Annotated in this window: 15 protein-coding genes; 7 read left to right on the top strand and 8 right to left on the bottom strand. The window is 60.2% G+C overall.

Translation table 11 applies throughout. The features are described 5' to 3' along the window. Positions 1 to 46: 46 nt before the first annotated feature. Positions 47 to 586, bottom strand: coding sequence for a G/U mismatch-specific DNA glycosylase (gene mug / locus CWE01_RS23240; RefSeq protein ID WP_100942886.1), 540 nt, complete (start codon positions 584 to 586; stop codon positions 47 to 49). A gap of 45 nt (positions 587 to 631) precedes the next feature. Continuing rightward, positions 632 to 1,255, bottom strand: coding sequence for a TetR/AcrR family transcriptional regulator (locus CWE01_RS23235; protein WP_100942885.1), 624 nt, complete (start codon positions 1,253 to 1,255; stop codon positions 632 to 634). Positions 1,256 to 1,507: 252 nt separating this feature from the next. Here CWE01_RS23235 and CWE01_RS23230 point away from each other — a divergent pair, with 252 nt between their 5' ends. From CWE01_RS23230 to CWE01_RS23210, 5 genes are all read left to right on the top strand, one after another. Then, complete coding sequence (locus tag CWE01_RS23230; RefSeq protein WP_100942884.1) at positions 1,508 to 2,644, top strand: HlyD family secretion protein; 1,137 nt, start codon at positions 1,508 to 1,510, stop codon at positions 2,642 to 2,644. After that, entirely contained in the window at positions 2,641 to 4,113 is a 1,473-nt protein-coding gene (locus CWE01_RS23225; RefSeq protein ID WP_100942883.1) for a DHA2 family efflux MFS transporter permease subunit, read from the top strand. The genes CWE01_RS23230 and CWE01_RS23225 overlap by 4 nt, the downstream gene beginning before the upstream one ends. 19 nt (positions 4,114 to 4,132) lie before the next feature. After that, positions 4,133 to 5,581, top strand: coding sequence for an efflux transporter outer membrane subunit (locus tag CWE01_RS23220; protein WP_100942882.1), 1,449 nt, complete (start codon positions 4,133 to 4,135; stop codon positions 5,579 to 5,581). Positions 5,582 to 5,714: 133 nt separating this feature from the next. Continuing rightward, the gene (locus CWE01_RS23215) at positions 5,715 to 6,656 is read left to right on the top strand and encodes an aldo/keto reductase (protein WP_100942881.1); all 942 of its coding nucleotides are present in this window, start codon (positions 5,715 to 5,717) and stop codon (positions 6,654 to 6,656) included. Between the two features lie 99 nt (positions 6,657 to 6,755). Next, complete coding sequence (locus CWE01_RS23210) at positions 6,756 to 7,691, top strand: LysR family transcriptional regulator (protein WP_100942880.1); 936 nt, start codon at positions 6,756 to 6,758, stop codon at positions 7,689 to 7,691. Positions 7,692 to 7,752: 61 nt separating this feature from the next. Here CWE01_RS23210 and CWE01_RS23205 read toward each other — a convergent pair whose 3' ends face one another. From CWE01_RS23205 to CWE01_RS23185, 5 genes are all read right to left on the bottom strand, one after another. After that, on the bottom strand, positions 7,753 to 8,025 hold the full coding sequence (locus tag CWE01_RS23205) for a DUF2790 domain-containing protein (RefSeq protein ID WP_100942879.1): 273 nt from the start codon (positions 8,023 to 8,025) through the stop codon (positions 7,753 to 7,755). Positions 8,026 to 8,253: 228 nt separating this feature from the next. Further along, positions 8,254 to 9,045: an ABC transporter ATP-binding protein gene (locus tag CWE01_RS23200; RefSeq protein ID WP_100942878.1), complete on the bottom strand. Its 792-nt coding sequence runs from the start codon at positions 9,043 to 9,045 to the stop codon at positions 8,254 to 8,256. Between the two features lie 18 nt (positions 9,046 to 9,063). Further along, positions 9,064 to 9,801 carry an ABC transporter permease gene (locus CWE01_RS23195; RefSeq protein ID WP_100942877.1) on the bottom strand — a complete coding sequence of 246 codons (738 nt, stop codon included), beginning with the start codon at positions 9,799 to 9,801 and terminating at the stop codon, positions 9,064 to 9,066. A 21-nt stretch (positions 9,802 to 9,822) separates the two neighbouring features. Beyond that, positions 9,823 to 10,494 carry an ABC transporter permease gene (locus CWE01_RS23190; protein ID WP_281438657.1) on the bottom strand — a complete coding sequence of 224 codons (672 nt, stop codon included), beginning with the start codon at positions 10,492 to 10,494 and terminating at the stop codon, positions 9,823 to 9,825. Positions 10,495 to 10,606: 112 nt separating this feature from the next. Continuing rightward, positions 10,607 to 11,371: a transporter substrate-binding domain-containing protein gene (locus CWE01_RS23185; protein WP_100943033.1), complete on the bottom strand. Its 765-nt coding sequence runs from the start codon at positions 11,369 to 11,371 to the stop codon at positions 10,607 to 10,609. Positions 11,372 to 11,728: 357 nt separating this feature from the next. Here CWE01_RS23185 and CWE01_RS33355 point away from each other — a divergent pair, with 357 nt between their 5' ends. After that, positions 11,729 to 11,920: a hypothetical protein gene (locus tag CWE01_RS33355; protein WP_157815259.1), complete on the top strand. Its 192-nt coding sequence runs from the start codon at positions 11,729 to 11,731 to the stop codon at positions 11,918 to 11,920. Positions 11,921 to 12,093: 173 nt separating this feature from the next. Here the strand turns inward: CWE01_RS33355 and hutH are convergent, their stop codons facing one another. Beyond that, positions 12,094 to 13,635, bottom strand: coding sequence for a histidine ammonia-lyase (gene hutH / locus CWE01_RS23180; RefSeq protein ID WP_100942875.1), 1,542 nt, complete (start codon positions 13,633 to 13,635; stop codon positions 12,094 to 12,096). A gap of 169 nt (positions 13,636 to 13,804) precedes the next feature. Here hutH and CWE01_RS23175 point away from each other — a divergent pair, with 169 nt between their 5' ends. Continuing rightward, on the top strand, positions 13,805 to 14,749 hold the full coding sequence (locus CWE01_RS23175) for a LysR substrate-binding domain-containing protein (protein ID WP_100942874.1): 945 nt from the start codon (positions 13,805 to 13,807) through the stop codon (positions 14,747 to 14,749). Positions 14,750 to 14,782: the final 33 nt, after the last annotated feature.

The raw sequence follows: 14,782 nt of genomic DNA, 5'->3' as shown, positions 1-14,782 counted from the left end.
AGGTGGGCAGGTGCAATTTGATAAATAGGGTGGGGGTATCGAGAAATTAGGATTCGGTCTTTTCCAGGGCCGAAAGGTGCCCGTGCGCTGTCAGATGGAGTTGACGGTAGGCGGCCACCAGTTGATCAAGGCTGAACGCACGATTGCGCCCACTGGGATTGGGCAGGACCCAGACCGCGGCATTGCCGAAGGTCTGTGGCTGAAGGCCCCAGGCCACGTCCCGTTGGCCGGACAATCCGCAGTACGCCGCCTTGCCGAGAAAGGCCACGAAACGGGGCGCGTAGCGGGCGATCTTGTGTTCAAAGTCCTGGGCGATGGCGGTGAACTCAGCAGGGGACAGCTGATCCGCGCGCGCCGTGGGCCGTTCAACCACGGCGGTCAATCCACACCCATGCTGCAAGATCGTCCGATCGTTTTCCGGGTGGATTTCCTCGGGGGTAAATCCGGCCAGATGCAGCGTGCGCCAGAAGCGATTGTTTCGGCCCGCAAAGTGATGCCCCTGGGCGGCTGCCAGCAGTCCCGGATTGATGCCGCAGAAAATCACCGCAAGGCCTTCATCAAGAATGTCTTCGAGTCTTTCAGCCACACCACACCTCACAAGCCCGGCGGGTGCCGAGCAGTCCATTCGATCTCACCCGCAGATCACCTTGACCGCATTGCCTGCCAGCTCCGTCAGCTCCGCTCGGGACTTGCCCGCCCGGGCCCGTATCGAAAGGCTGTGCAGCAGGGAGGAGGCGAGTACGGCAAGGGCGGCCGGGTCGGCATCGGCTTTCAATTCGCCGGCGTCGACGGCCAGGCGCAGGCGTGCTTCGAGATCGGCATCGAGCTGGCTCAGGCGATCCGCAAGCAGGTCGCGTATTTCACGGTCTTCGGCGGCCTCGGTGGTGGCCGTGCCGATCACAAAGCAACCCCGTGGCTGACCGTCACCCGAGAAATAGATCGACAACTGCCCCTCGTAGAAACCCAGCAACGCCTCGCGCAAGGTCAGCCTGCTGTCCGTCAGTGCCTCGTGCACGGCGGCCGAGGCCTGCGCCCAATACTGCTCGAATGCCTTGATATAGAGGGCGTGTTTGTCGCCGAACGCCGCATACAGGCTGGGACGGTTCATCCCGGCCGCCGTGGCGATGCTGTCCAGCGACGCGCCGGCATACCCGGTACTCCAGAAAACCCCAAGCGCCTGCTGCAGGGCTGTCTGCGGGTCATACGCACGAGGTCGGCCACGGCCTTTGGCCTCGGTAATTTTATTTTGTGCCATGTTGTATAAAAATCCTTGAGTGAAGGCTTGCGTGGGGATATTCTTACACCATCGCACAAAATTAAGGAACCAGAAGTTCCTGAATCTCAGGTTTGTTGTGGCGGAGCTCGAAGCGGGTGGTGCTGCGATGAAACAGGTGCGGTGGAGCAACCCTCCAGACCGCGCATGGACTGCTTTCTCACAGCAACGATTGATCTCGGGACCGCAGGTGATTTCGCGGTTTCGATTTCCCGGTTAAAGGTGCATTCGATCATGACCCAACAGTTCGACATCCCCGCTTCGCAGAGCTTCGAGCACCCCGGGCCGAACCCGGCTGGCACGTTTGTCCGCAAACCCATCAAAGAGCGGTTGCGGCCACTGCTGATGGTCGGTGTCCCGGTACTTTTCGCGGCGGTCGGGTATGCCCGCTATCTGGCCGGCGAGCCCTATGTCTCGACCGACAACGCCTACGCCCGGGTGGCGAAGGCCTCGGTCAACGCTCGGGTTTCCGGGCAGGTGGTGGAAATCGCCGTTGAGGACAACCAGTGGGTGCGCAAGGGCCAGGTGCTGTTTCGGATCAATCCGGAGCCGTTCCAGATCGCGGTCAACCGCGCCGAAGCCCAGTTGAGCGTGGTGCGGCTGCGCATCCAGGGGCTCAAGGCCAGCTACCGCCAGCAACAGGCTGAACTGCAATCGGCCAAGGAGTCGGCCGGCTTCGATCAAAAGGAGCTCACCCGCAAGCAGGCGTTGGTGGCGACCGAGTTCGTCTCGCGTTCTGTCTACGAGCGTGCGGACACCGACCTTAAAATGGCACGGCAGCACGTGGCGTCTATCGAACAACAGATCGCCAGCACGGTGGTTGCGTTGAACGGTAATCCGGATATCGAAGTCGATAGCCACCCGGCGATCCGTGAAGCCAAGGCGCAACTCGACGAAGCGCAGCTCTACCTCTCGTACGCCACGGTTTATGCGCCGGACGATGGCATCGTCGCCAAGGTCGATGATCTGCAGGTCGGCAACTATGTCAGCAACGGTGCGCCGGCTTTTGCCCTGTTGTCCCGGCGGGTTTGGGTCGAGGCCAACTTCCGTGAAACGGAGTTGACCCATATGCACCCGGGCCAGGCCGCGACCATCCGTATCGATACCTATCCGGGGCACGCCTTCAAGGCCCACGTGATCAGCATGAGCCCGGGGGCCGGCGCGGACTTCGCCCTGTTGCCGCCGGAAAATGCCACCGGCAACTGGGTCAAGGTGGTCCAGCGGGTTCCGGTTCGACTCGAACTCGATCAAGCCGATCCGGATCTGCCGCTGTTCTCCGGTACCAGTGCCACGGTCAAGGTCGACACCGGCTATCGCTCGTCCTGGTGGCAGCCGCTCGCGGCGCTGTTGAGCGCGGGGACTGACCAATGAACGCCAAGCCCGGAGGGGAGGGCGCGCGTACCCTCAGGTTTGCCGCGCTGTTCGTGACCTATATGCAGTCCGCCAGCCTGCCGCTGCCGAATGCGGTGCTGCGGTTTATCCAGGGCGCCCTGTCGATGAGCGACGACCAGGCGGGTTGGGTCTTCACTTCGTACCTGGCGGCGAGCGCGATCACCCTGCCGCTGGCGCAGTGGCTCGCCGGTCGCTACGGCTTGAAGGTGGTCTATCAAGCCGCGATAGCGTTCTTCATCCTTGGCCTGCTGCTCGCGACCCAGGCAACCACTGCGCTGGAGTTCGTCGGTGCACGGATTGTCCAGGGCGCCGCAAGTGGTGTGCTGGCACCGCTGTCGATGGCCATCGCCATGGAGACTTTGCCGCCTGCACGGCGTGGGACATTTGGCCCTAGGTGGACGGCCATTGTGCTGCTGGGCATCGTCAGCGGCCCGAGTCTCGGTGGCTGGCTCGGCGAGCTTTACGGCTGGCGCTCGATCTTCTACATCAGCGTTCCGTTGTCGGCGTTCATCTTCCTTGTGGTGACCCTTTTGCTCCAGGAGAAAAAGGCCGAGCAACGCCCACCCTTTGATTTTTTCGGCTTCGGCAGCTTCACGCTGGGCATGATCGGCCTGCAAATGTTGCTCGACCGTGGCGAGCGCCTGGAGTGGTTCGCTTCACTGGAGATCTGGCTGGAAGCTGTGGCCTGTGCGTTGGGGCTCTACCTGTTCGTGGTGCATGTGTTGACCGCCAAGGTGCATTTCCTCAGCAAGGGCTTGTTCCGGGACCGCAACTTCGTGCTGTCCACCGTGATGTTTTTCGCCCTCGGTTTTGTGCTGCTGTCGACCATGGCGCTGACCTCGCCGATGTTGGATGAACTGCTCGGCTTTCCGCCTGACACCACGGGCTATCTGACGATACCGCGCGGTGTCGGGTTGGTCGGTGCCTTCCTGTTGATGGGGCGCGTTCCCGAACGTCTCGACCGTCGTCCCTTCGTGGCCGGGGGCATCGCCGTGGTGATCTATGCCAACTGGCTGATGCTCGGTTATTCGCCGTTGATGGATGGGTGGCCAGTGGCGGTTGCGGGTGCGCTCCAGGGCGCCGGTCTCGGGGTATTGATGCCGGCGCTGAGCAAGGTGGCGTTCAGCACCCTGGACCCGAAGCTGCGCCCGGAAGGGACGGGCTTTTTCAATCTGGCCCGGGTCTACGGCAGCACGATCGGCGTGGCGGTGGTGCAGGCCTGCTTCTTCAACAACACGCAGGCGATGCACCAGGCGCTGGCCAGCCATCTGACCGCGTATCGCGTGGCGGCCTCGACGTCGTTGCCGACACTGGGTGGGCTCAACGAACTGATCACCGGCCAGGCGGCTTTTATCGCCATCGTCGACCAATTCAAGATTTTGATGTGGGCGATGCTGCTGGTGAGTCCGCTGGTCCTGTTGCTTCGCAAACCCGTTCCGACCAACTAGTTTTCGTGGAGTCTGGCAAATGAAACCCCATGCGTTCGTTCTCAACAGACAGCGGTTCCCTGTGACGGTCGGTGCGGTGTCGGCGGCTTTTTTCCTGTCTGCCTGTACCGTCGGCCCTGACTACAAGGCTCCACCGGAAAGCCTGTCGCAGCACTATGACCAACAGGCCGAGCAGGGGCTGGGTCAGAGCGGCAGGATTGACCTGGGCAAGAAGGCCAGTGGTGACTGGTGGTCGGCCTTTCAATCACCCAAGCTCGATCAGGTTGTCCGTCGGGCAATCGATGGCAATCTTGAGCTGGTGGCGGCTGACGCGACGCTCCGGCAGGCGGCTTCGTCCGTGCTTGCTGCGCAGGGCGCGCTCTATCCGCAGGTCGACTTTGCCGCCCAGGCCGGTCGCCAACGGGTCCATACCGCCGCCGACCCATCGGTGGCCAATTTCTACAGCATCGGGCCGCAGGTCAGCTTCGACCTGGATGCGTTCGGCGGTAACAAGCGGCGGGTTGAACAACAAGCCGCCCTTGTCGATCTTCAGACGCATCGCTACGAAGCGGCCTATCTGACCCTGACTGGCAACGTCGCCAGCCAGGCGCTGCTGCTGGCCTCTGCCAACGCGCAGAGGGTGGCGGTCGAGACACTGCTGGCCAATGACAGCAGGAATCTTGAGCTGGTGCGCATGGCCCACCTCAACGGCAGCACCACGCAGATCGATGTTGCACTGGCCGAGACGCGCTTGGCGCAGGATCGCACGCTGTTACCGCCCCTGGCCCAGCAGCGGGATGCGGCACGCCATGCGCTGTCGATTCTGACCGGGAAGGGGCCGGCTGACTGGATCGCGCCGGACTTCGATCTGGCCGAGTTTGTCTTGCCCTCCGGCGTGCCGGTCAGTGTGCCTTCGGAAATGGCCCACGACCGACCCGATGTCCGGCAAGCCGAAGCTGACTTGCACATGGCCAGTGCCGCCGTGGGTATCGCCACCGCGAACCTGTATCCGCACGTCGAGCTTTCCGCGTCCTTGGCGCAGGCCGCTTCCGGCAATGGCGGCGCGGCGCTCTGGGGTTTCGCGGCGGGGCTGGCGGGGCCGATCTTCGATGGCGGAACGCTCAAGGCTGAACGCCAGGCGGCAGTTGACGGCTACAAGGCGTCTCTCGCCGGCTACCAGCAAACGGTCATCCAGTCGTTCGGCCAGGTCGCCGACACGTTGCAGGCGATCAACCATGACGAGCAGGAAAACCTCGCCCAAGGGGACGCGCTGCGCGCCGCCGAAACCAGTTTGCGCTTGAACCAACAGGCCTACGCGCAAGGCGAGAACAGTGTGCTTCAAGTGCTGGAGGCCGAGCGTGCGTACCAGCAGGCGCTACTGGGACAGATCCGTGTGAAGACCGCCCGGTATCTCGACACGGTGCGGCTGTTCGTGGCGCTCGGCGGTAACTCTGTCGGTGTTCTTGAGCAAAAAGTGGCGGGTCGCTAACAGCGGCAACGCCCGAACCCCTGGCCAAGCCATGTATTAGCGGACCTTCTTCGCGTACTGGCCGGCATCCCCAAGTTTTATGAACGGTCACTGCCGTGGTTGCGGTTGTGGCCCCAGGCAATGGAGTAAAGGCATGACTTATCACGATGCGCTTCGCGACACCAGATTCCCTATTGCTCACGGAACCGGTGAGATGCCTGCCGTTGGTTTTGGCACGCTGTTTCGAGACCTCTCGGTGACCACGCAAGCGGTCAAGGCAGCGTTGGAAACGGGCTTTCGTCATTTCGATTGTGCGGAGCGCTATCGCAACGAGGAAAGTGTCGGTGTAGCCCTACAGGAGGTTTTGCAGACCGGTAAGGTTCGGCGAGAAGAGCTGTTCATCACCACGAAGCTGTGGAATACCAACCATCGTCCCGAACGCGTCGAGCCGGCGTTTGCCGCCAGCTGCCGCCGACTTCAGGTGGATTACATCGATTGCTACCTGATCCATACGCCCTTTGCCTTCCAGCCCGGCGATGACCAGGACCCGAGGGATTTTCAGGGGCATGTCATCTACGATTCGGGCGTCACCTTGATCGAGACCTGGAGGGCGCTTGAGCGCCTGGTGGATGAAGGTCGGTGCAAGTCCATCGGCCTGTCTGATATCACCCTGGAAGCGTTGAAAGCGCTGGTGGCCGTGGCGCGGATAAAACCTGCCGTCGTACAGGTTGAATCCCACCCTTACCTGCCTGAATGGGAACTGCTCGAGTTCTGCCAGGAGCACGGCATTATCCTCCTGGCGTTTGCGCCGCTTGGACATGGCATGGAGCCCAATGTGCTGGAGGAACCGGTGATGACCGCAATCGCCCAGCGCTTGCAGAAAACCCCGGCGCAAGTCGCATTGGCCTGGGCAGTACAGCGGGGAAGCGCTTTTCTGACCACCTCGGCGACACCAAGCCATATCCAGGAAAACTTTGATATTGCCACCTTGCCGCACCGGGCCATGGCTGAAATCCGCGAAGAAATCACCACCCGGATACGCTTCAACTCGGTGGTGGAAACCGGCGTGCCCGGGTTTATTGCGCGCAAGAAATAACCCGTAAGCAGGGGCGGCTGTTGTAGGGCCGCCCCTTTTTTACGAGCCATTCTCCAGGCTGGGCTATGGTAGTTTTGCCAATTTCCCGAGGTGGAAACGATGGATGTATTTCAGACCATGCGTTTTTTCACGGTGGTCGCTCAAAGCGGCAGCTTTACCGGGGCCGCCGAGATCCTGAACAGCACCACCGCCAACGTCTCCAAAGCCATCTCCAGCCTTGAGGCCAGGCTGCAAACCCGCCTGATCAACCGGACGACCCGGCGCCTGGCACTCACCGAAGCCGGTGTGCGTTATTTGCAGCGCTGCGAGAAAATCCTCGATGAGGTGCGTGAAGCGGAAGAGGAGGCCGGTACGGCTCAGGTCATGCCGGCTGGCCGGCTGAAGATTCACGCCATGTCGGCCATCGGCAATCACTATGTGATCCAGGCCATCGCCAAGTATCGAGAGACCCATCCCTCGGTGATGTTTGATCTGGTCCTGACCAATCGGCTGCCCGACTTGCTGGAGGAGGGCTACGACATGTCGATTGTGCTGGCGCGGGATCTGCCCGATTCAGGCTTTGTCGCGCAGCGGCTCGGCAGCACCTACAGCATTCTCTGCGCTTCGCCTGCCTACCTGGAAAAACGCGGGCACCCCGAGTCTCCGGGAGATCTTTGTTCACACGATTGCCTGAGAATCGTGAACACGGTCATGCCGGCTGAAAACTGGATATTCGAAGGGCCCGAAGGCATGGAGAGCGTCACGACGCCATTGTCTCCCTTGCACATCAATACCGCCGATGGCATGACCGTCGCGATAAAAAGCGGAATGGGGATCGGGATACAGCCTATTGCGTCTGCTGTCGAGGGACTGAGGAGCGGAACATTGGTGCGGGTACTGCCCAACCATCATCTTGAGGAGTTGAATTTGTTTGCAATCTACCCTTCGCGAAAGTTTGTCGATGCCAAGATAAAAACCTGGGTAGAGTTTCTCAAAGGTGCGATTCCGGAGTTGTTGGCGGTCAATAAGGAAGTGGTCGGTTTGCAACAACGATAGTGGCTTTTTTATCTGGCCGTGCGGGGAAGGAGTGTCGACCCTCCATCGTCCACAAAAGCACTCAGCCGTTTGAGCAGCCCGTGCCCATCACTTGATATTGCAGGATGTGGCGCTGGCCATGGGAGTCCTCATAGGTCATTTGCACGGGCACCGGCGCGCATTGGTCGGCGGCCTCGGTGATGGCAATGATTTTTTCAATATCGGGTTTTGCTTCGGATGTGTAAGTTTCTACAGGCAGCTTGCTGGTGGCGGCGGTTGAATAGCTGTCGTCGGCAAATGCTTGCGTAGCTGCACTGCCAAGAACAAGGATAAGTGCGATTTTCGAGAAGTTCATGATGTTCACCGTATCGTCTGGGATTTCGAGTGTTTACCGCGTGAGTGGTGAATGCTTATTGCATTGGCTCACTGGGTAGTGACGATACTAGGTGCTTGTTATTCCCTCACATAGTGGCTCGCTGGACAAACACTGTTGCCAGATTCCACATCAATGACCGACTGGAAAAGACAACGGCCCCAAATCAGGGGCCGTTGTCGTTTTGCGAGGCAATGGTGCCGAGCTGCCTTATTCGGTGGTTCGCTCATGGTGGCTGGAGACGAATTGCTTGAAGCGTTCGGTGGGCAAACCCTCGAACAGTTCCGTCGGCGTGCCCTGGACGTCGATCAGGCCGCCGTGCATGAACACCACGCGGTTTGACACGTGGCGGGCAAAGCCCATTTCGTGGGTGACCACCAGCATGGTGCGGCCTTCTTCGGCCAGGGAGCGCATCACCCGCAGCACTTCGCCCACCAACTCAGGGTCAAGGGCCGAAGTCGGTTCGTCGAACAACATCACCTGCGGGTTCATCGCCAGTGCACGGGCAATCGCCACGCGCTGCTGCTGGCCACCGGACAGGTGCGCCGGGTAATAGTCGCGGCGGTCGTACAGGCCGACCTTGTGCAACAGGGCCTCGGCTTCCTCGACGCACTCGGCACGGGAACGCTTGAGCACCCGCATCGGGCCTTCAATGACGTTTTGCAGCACGGTCATGTGTGACCACAGGTTGAAGCTCTGGAACACCATGCCCAGGCAGCTGCGCATGCGCTCGACCTGGCGGGCGTTGCTCGGGGTCTGGCGGCCGTCGGCGTGCTGCTTCATTTCGATCATTTCACCATTGACGGTGATGATGCCCTGGTCGGGGGTTTCCAGCAGGTTGATACAGCGCAGGAAGGTACTTTTACCGGACCCACTGGCGCCGAGGATCGAGATCACGTCGCCCTTGTGGGCGTCCAGGGAAATGCCCTTGAGGACATGGGCGCTGCCGAAGGACTTCTGAATATTAGTCACCGACAGGGCAGAGGCGGACTGAGTGCTCATGGCAGGCTCCGTATCAAATCAGGAATGGGTAGGCAGCGAAGGGCTGGCTTTTTTGATGGCGTCGACTGGCCGTTCACGCAAGTGCGGCGAGAGACGATACTCGAGCCAGGCGACTGCACGAACGACCAGGAAATTCAGCACCAGGTAGATCAACGCTGCGCAAATGAACACTTCCATCGTGCGATAGGTGCGCTGGATGATCTGTTGCGCGACGCCCGTGACGTCCCACACCGTCACCAGGCTGGCCAGCGCCGTGGACTTGACCAGCAGAATGGCTTCGGTGGAGTAGGCCGGCAGGGCCTGGCGCAGGGTGACCGGCGCAATGATCCGGCGCAGCAGTTCCCACGGCGACATACCCACGGCCTTGCCGGCCTCGATCTGCCCCTGGGGCACGCTGAGCAGCCCGCCACGAATGATCTCGGCGGTATAACCGGCGGTGCACAAAGCCAGTGAAACCACCGCGCAGCCATAGGGCGACTTGAGCAGGACCCAGGCGAAGCTGTCGCGGATGGCCGGGAACTGGCCCAGCCCGTAGTAGATCAGGAACATCTGGATCAGCAGCGGCGTGCCGCGAAACAGCATGATGTAGAAACGCGCCGGGTAGCTGAAGAACCACCAGCGGCTGACCCGCAGGCTGACAATGCCGACGGAAAGGGTAAGGCCGATCACCAATGAGCAGAAAAACAGCGTCAGCGTAGTGGGCAACGCGGCCAACAGCTTGAGCATGGTGTCAGCAAGGAACGGAAAATCGATCATAAGTAGTCCTTCCGACTCTGACTAGACTGGGCTGCGCTGCTGCGTGCGACGCACGCGAGCCTCGGCCATGTTGAAAAGCCGACCGGACAGGCCAGTGAGAACCAGGTACACGATGCCCCCGATGATGTAGAACGTGAAATATTGCCGGGTCGATCCGGCCGCGACCTGACTGGCCCGCATCAATTCCACCAGGCCGATCACGGAAATCAGCGCGGAGTCCTTCAGGCTCATTTGCCAGACGTTGCCCAGCCCGGGCAGTGCAAAGCGCAGTACCTGGGGGATCAGGATCCGTTTGAAACGCATGGCCCGGCTCATGCCGATGGCCAGCCCGGCTTCCAGTTCGCCCTTGGATACGGCGAGAAAGGCGCCACGGTAGACTTCGGCCTGATAGGAGCCGGAAATCAGCCCGACCGCCAATGCACCCACCAGGAAAGGCGGCACGTCGATATAGCCTTCGCCGCCGAACCAGTGGCCAACCGCGGTGACCACACTGGCGCCGCCGAAGTAGAACAGGTAGATCACCAGCAGCTCAGGGATGCCCCTGAACAGAATCGAATACAGGTCTCCGAGCCAGCGCAGGGTGCGCCGACGGGATAGCTTGGCCGCAGCGACCAGGCTGCCAAATACCGCACCCACCAGCAGCGCCGCCAGGGTCAATATCACGGTCATGCCTGCTGCCTTGAGCAGCGCCATTCCCCAGCCTGAGTCACCAAAACTGAGTAGCTGCAAGAGGTTCATAGAAGGTCCCACTTATGATGAAGGTTCAAGCAACCCGGCAACCGTTACGTTGCCGGGCCATTCAGAATCACTGCTTAGGGGTAAGGTCTGCCTTGAACCACTTCTCGCTCAGTTTCTTGATCGTGCCGTCAGCCATGGCTTCCTTGAGGGCTGCGTCGAACTTGGCTTTGAGCTCCGGGTCTTTCTGACGGAAGCCCAGCGCTTCGCCTTCACCCCAGATCGGGCCTTTGATGACCGGGCCGGTAAAGACCAGCGGCTTGTTCTCTGGCTTGTCCATGACCGAATTGAAGAAGGTTACGTCGTCGAAGGCGACGTCGATACGACCGGCCAGCAGGTCGAGGATGGCTTCGGCCGAGCTGCCGTACTCGCGAATGGTCGCGACATCCTTGAAGTTTTCATCAATGAACGGGGTGTAGATGGTGCCGGAGGCGATACCGATGGTCTTGCCTTTGAGGGCCTTGCGCAGGTCTTCAACGCCGGCGCGGACTTCCTTGGCATCGGTGCCCAGGGTGATGGCGGCGGCGTCACCGGTTTTGCCCGGCAGCAGATCGGCTTTCAGCGAGACGAAGCTGGCCGGGGTCTGGGCATAAGGCGTCGAGAAGGCCATGACCTTCTGGCGTTCGTCGTTGATGACGATGGCGTCCATCAGCACGTCGAATTTGCCGGCATTGAGGCTGGCGATCATCCCGTCCCAGTTCTGCACCACGACGTTGCACTTGAGCTTCATGCGCGGGCAGATGATATCCATCAGCTCGGGTTCGAAGCCGCCGATCTTTCCACCTGGGAGCGTCAGGTTCCAGGGCTCATAGGCGCCTTCGGTGGCGATATTCACCGAGGTCCACTCTTTGGCCTGCAGTGCCGGGGCACAGGCCAGAACCATTGCACTGAGCGCTACAGAACCCAACCAGCTTGATTTCTTCGACATCTTGATAACTTCCTGCCTAATCAATGGAGTGTTGCGAACTGATCCGGCTCAGGCCGAATCTCCAATGCTTGCCTGCGCAACGGTTCGTGTGCAGACAAGACAAAACCATAAACAGCCAACCTGCCAGTCAAGCGGGTTAATTCGCACCCCTGATGGTTTCAGCCTGGCTGGCTGCCCCCTCTCCATGTGCCCCTGATCGATCGATCAAGCCGTGATCATCGGCAGGTTTGTGACCTTGCTCCCAAGCGTAAACAGGTGCTGCGCATGGACCTTGCTACCAACTTATACGCACACACATTTACTTGTACATACAAGCATATGCAATCAAGCGGCCAACTTGAGGGGGCGCCGCTCAATAAAACCTGGGATTTGGCTGTAGGGCTTGCAGGACAAGGGCTTGCTGAGGGGAGTTTTTTTTGGGGGAGTTTTGCCGAGGGGATAAGTATTGTTACCTAGGCTGGGAATTGCGCTACGTTGGGGCGCTCGGTGACAGTTTGAGAGATCTTAGTGCGCGTTGGGGAACGCTGGGTGTGGGGGCTTGTGTGACGGAAAAAGCCGTCCTCCAGTCGTCGAGAGGCAGCGAAACGCCTGCCTTGACGGCCAAAGGACGGCCTTGGGGTTCAACCGGTTTACTTGAGGTTTTTCTGCACCGTGGCCAGCACCTCACCACTGCGCACCTGTTCGGTAACACTCACCATGTCCACATAGAAGGCACGATCATGGTCGGCGACCGGCACGCGACTGCGTACCAGGTCATAAACCGCCTTGGTCACGCTGGACGCCTTGTGCACGTCATGGAAGTCCAGCGCCTGGCAACCCACCAGCAGCTCGATCGCCAGCACCGATTCGAGCTTTTCGGACACTTTATAGGCCTTGATAGCGGCGTTGTACGCCAGGCTGACCAGATCCTCCTGGTTGGCACAGGTCGAGAAGCTGTCGACCGTGGAGGGGAACGACAGTGCCTTCATTTCCGCATACAGGCCCGCCGCAGTGTATTGCAGAATCATATAGCCGCTGTTGAGGCCCGGGTTGCGCACCAGGAAGGCCGGCATTTCGCTGAAGTGCGAGTTGACCATGCGGTCGATACGGCGCTCGGAAATCTTCGCCAGGCTGGCCAGCGCCACGCACAGCGAATCCGCCGACATGCCGATATAGCTGCCGTCGAAGTTGGCGCCGGAGATGGCAATGCCGTCGCCGTCTTCAAGCGGGTAGATGATCGGGTTGTCGCCCGAGGAGTGGATTTCGTTCTCGATGTTTTCCCGGGCGTGATCGATAAAGCGTTTCGACGCGCCGTGCACCTGGGGAATGGCCCGCAGGCTGTAGGCGTCCTGTAACCGGTAGTCGATGTTTTCGGCGATCAACTGGCTGTCGTGCAGCATCGCCTTGATATCCCTGGCGGTTTGCGCCTGCTCCTTGTGAGCCTTGATCGAGTGATAACGCGGGTCGAAGGCCCGAATCGTGCCCTTCAGCGCTTCCAGGGAAAGGGCGGCGACGACGTCGGCCAGGGCCGCGCTCTGCATGGAATTGTAGAGGGCCAGGATGGCGATGGCGGTCACCGACATGGTGCCATTGAGCATGGCCAGGCCTTCCTTGCACTGCAGGTCCGTCGGTTGCAGGCCGACCTGCTCCAGTGCGGTGGCGCCATCGACCCATTCGCCGCCATTGACCCGGGCCTTGCCCTCACCAAGCAGGACCAGGGCCAGGTGCCCTTCGACAGCGAGGTAACCCACCGAACCCTCGCCGGGCGCAAACGGCACGACGTCATGGTTGAGCAGCCCGGCAATCAGTTCCAGCAACTCCAGGCGCACCCCGGAAAACCCTTTGCCGAGGCTGATCAACACCATCAACTGGATGGCCCGAACCTGTTCACGCTTGAGCGGCTCGCCGACGGCGACGGCGTGGGAACGCACGATATTGACCTGAAGCTCCTTGGCATTCTGCGGCGAAATCACATGCCGGACGTTGTCGCCGAAGCCGGTGGTCACCCCATAGACCAGTCGATTCTCATCGAGGAAACGCTCGACCAGACCCCGGGATCTGTTCACGCGGTTCTTGTAGGTCTCGGAAAACGACACCTTGGCGGAGTAACGGGCTACCGCGACGAACTCTTCGATGGAAGGTTCCCTGTCGCCAAGAACGACCTGAGTGATCTGCTGAGGATGAGCTGTCATTGCGAACTCCCGAGAAACGAAATGATTGAGGGGCCGGACCGGCTGAGTCATCGCTCGATTGAGCGTGGGAGAAGGCTAAAGCGATTTATCGATGAAGAAAATATGGCAATTTCTGTCAGTTTTAATAGAATTTCTAAACTTAAAATGCCTTCGAGAGCTTTTTACTGCCATGAGCCGTCTACCGCCTTTGCGAGCCCTCCAGGTGTTTGAAACCGTCGGTCACTGCGGTGGCATCTCCCAGGCGGCCAAGCGCCTGAACCTCTCCGTGGGCGCGGTGAGCCAGCAGATGAAGTTGCTGGAAGAGGCCCTGGGCATGAGCCTGACGGTCAAGGAGGGACAGCGCCTGCGGCTGAACGCCATTGGCCTGCGTTTTCATGCGCGATGTTCTGGCGCCTTTGAAGAGTTGAGAGCCGCGGTTTCCGAAGTCGAGCGTTCGAAAAATCCCAACAACCTGTATGTCAGTGGCCTGCCTTCACTCATGACCAAGTGGTTGGGGCCCCTGACCTACGAATGGCAGCATGAGCATGGGGACCTCGACATCTATCTGGATAGCACCCTGGCGGATACCTCGGAGGAGGAAAACGCCGATTTTCGGATCGGTTATGGCGAACCAGGCCAATATGCCGAGCACAGCGTCGTGCTGTTTCGCGATTGTGTGGTGCCGGCCTGCTCACCGACGCTGTTGGGCCTTCCAGGCTATCCAGGCCAGGTGGAGCAGGCCGCTGACCTGCTCCAATACCCGCTGATCCGTATCGATTCGCGGCCTAAATTCGACTCGCCACCCTCATGGGCCGAATGGTTCGAGCACGAAGGTGTCACCGTCGAACAGGCGATTGTCATCCGTCGCAGTTTTTCTTCGTCGAGCATGGCGATCCAGGCCGCCATCGATCACCAGGGCGTGGTGCTGGCGCAGTTTTCGATGATTTCCCGCGATATTGATGAAGGGCGCCTGGTCATTCCCTGGGGCCGCGCCATGCCGCTGCCTTCGCCGTATTACCTGAGTTGGCATCCCAACACCCTGCAGAAATCCCAATGCCGGGCCTTTCAGCGCTGGTTGATTGGCCGGGGCAGGGCACAAGAAGAAATCACCGCCGGCTTGATCGTCGCCCTCTGAGCGAGCCAAAACCAAGTATCGTGAATGTTGCGC

Origin of the sequence: Pseudomonas sp. QS1027 (genome assembly GCF_002814235.1) — a bacterium.
In the GTDB taxonomy this organism is placed as follows: domain Bacteria; phylum Pseudomonadota; class Gammaproteobacteria; order Pseudomonadales; family Pseudomonadaceae; genus Aquipseudomonas.
The sequence above is the reverse complement of the archived record's forward strand: the minus strand, read 5'-3'. Positions and strand labels throughout refer to the sequence as shown.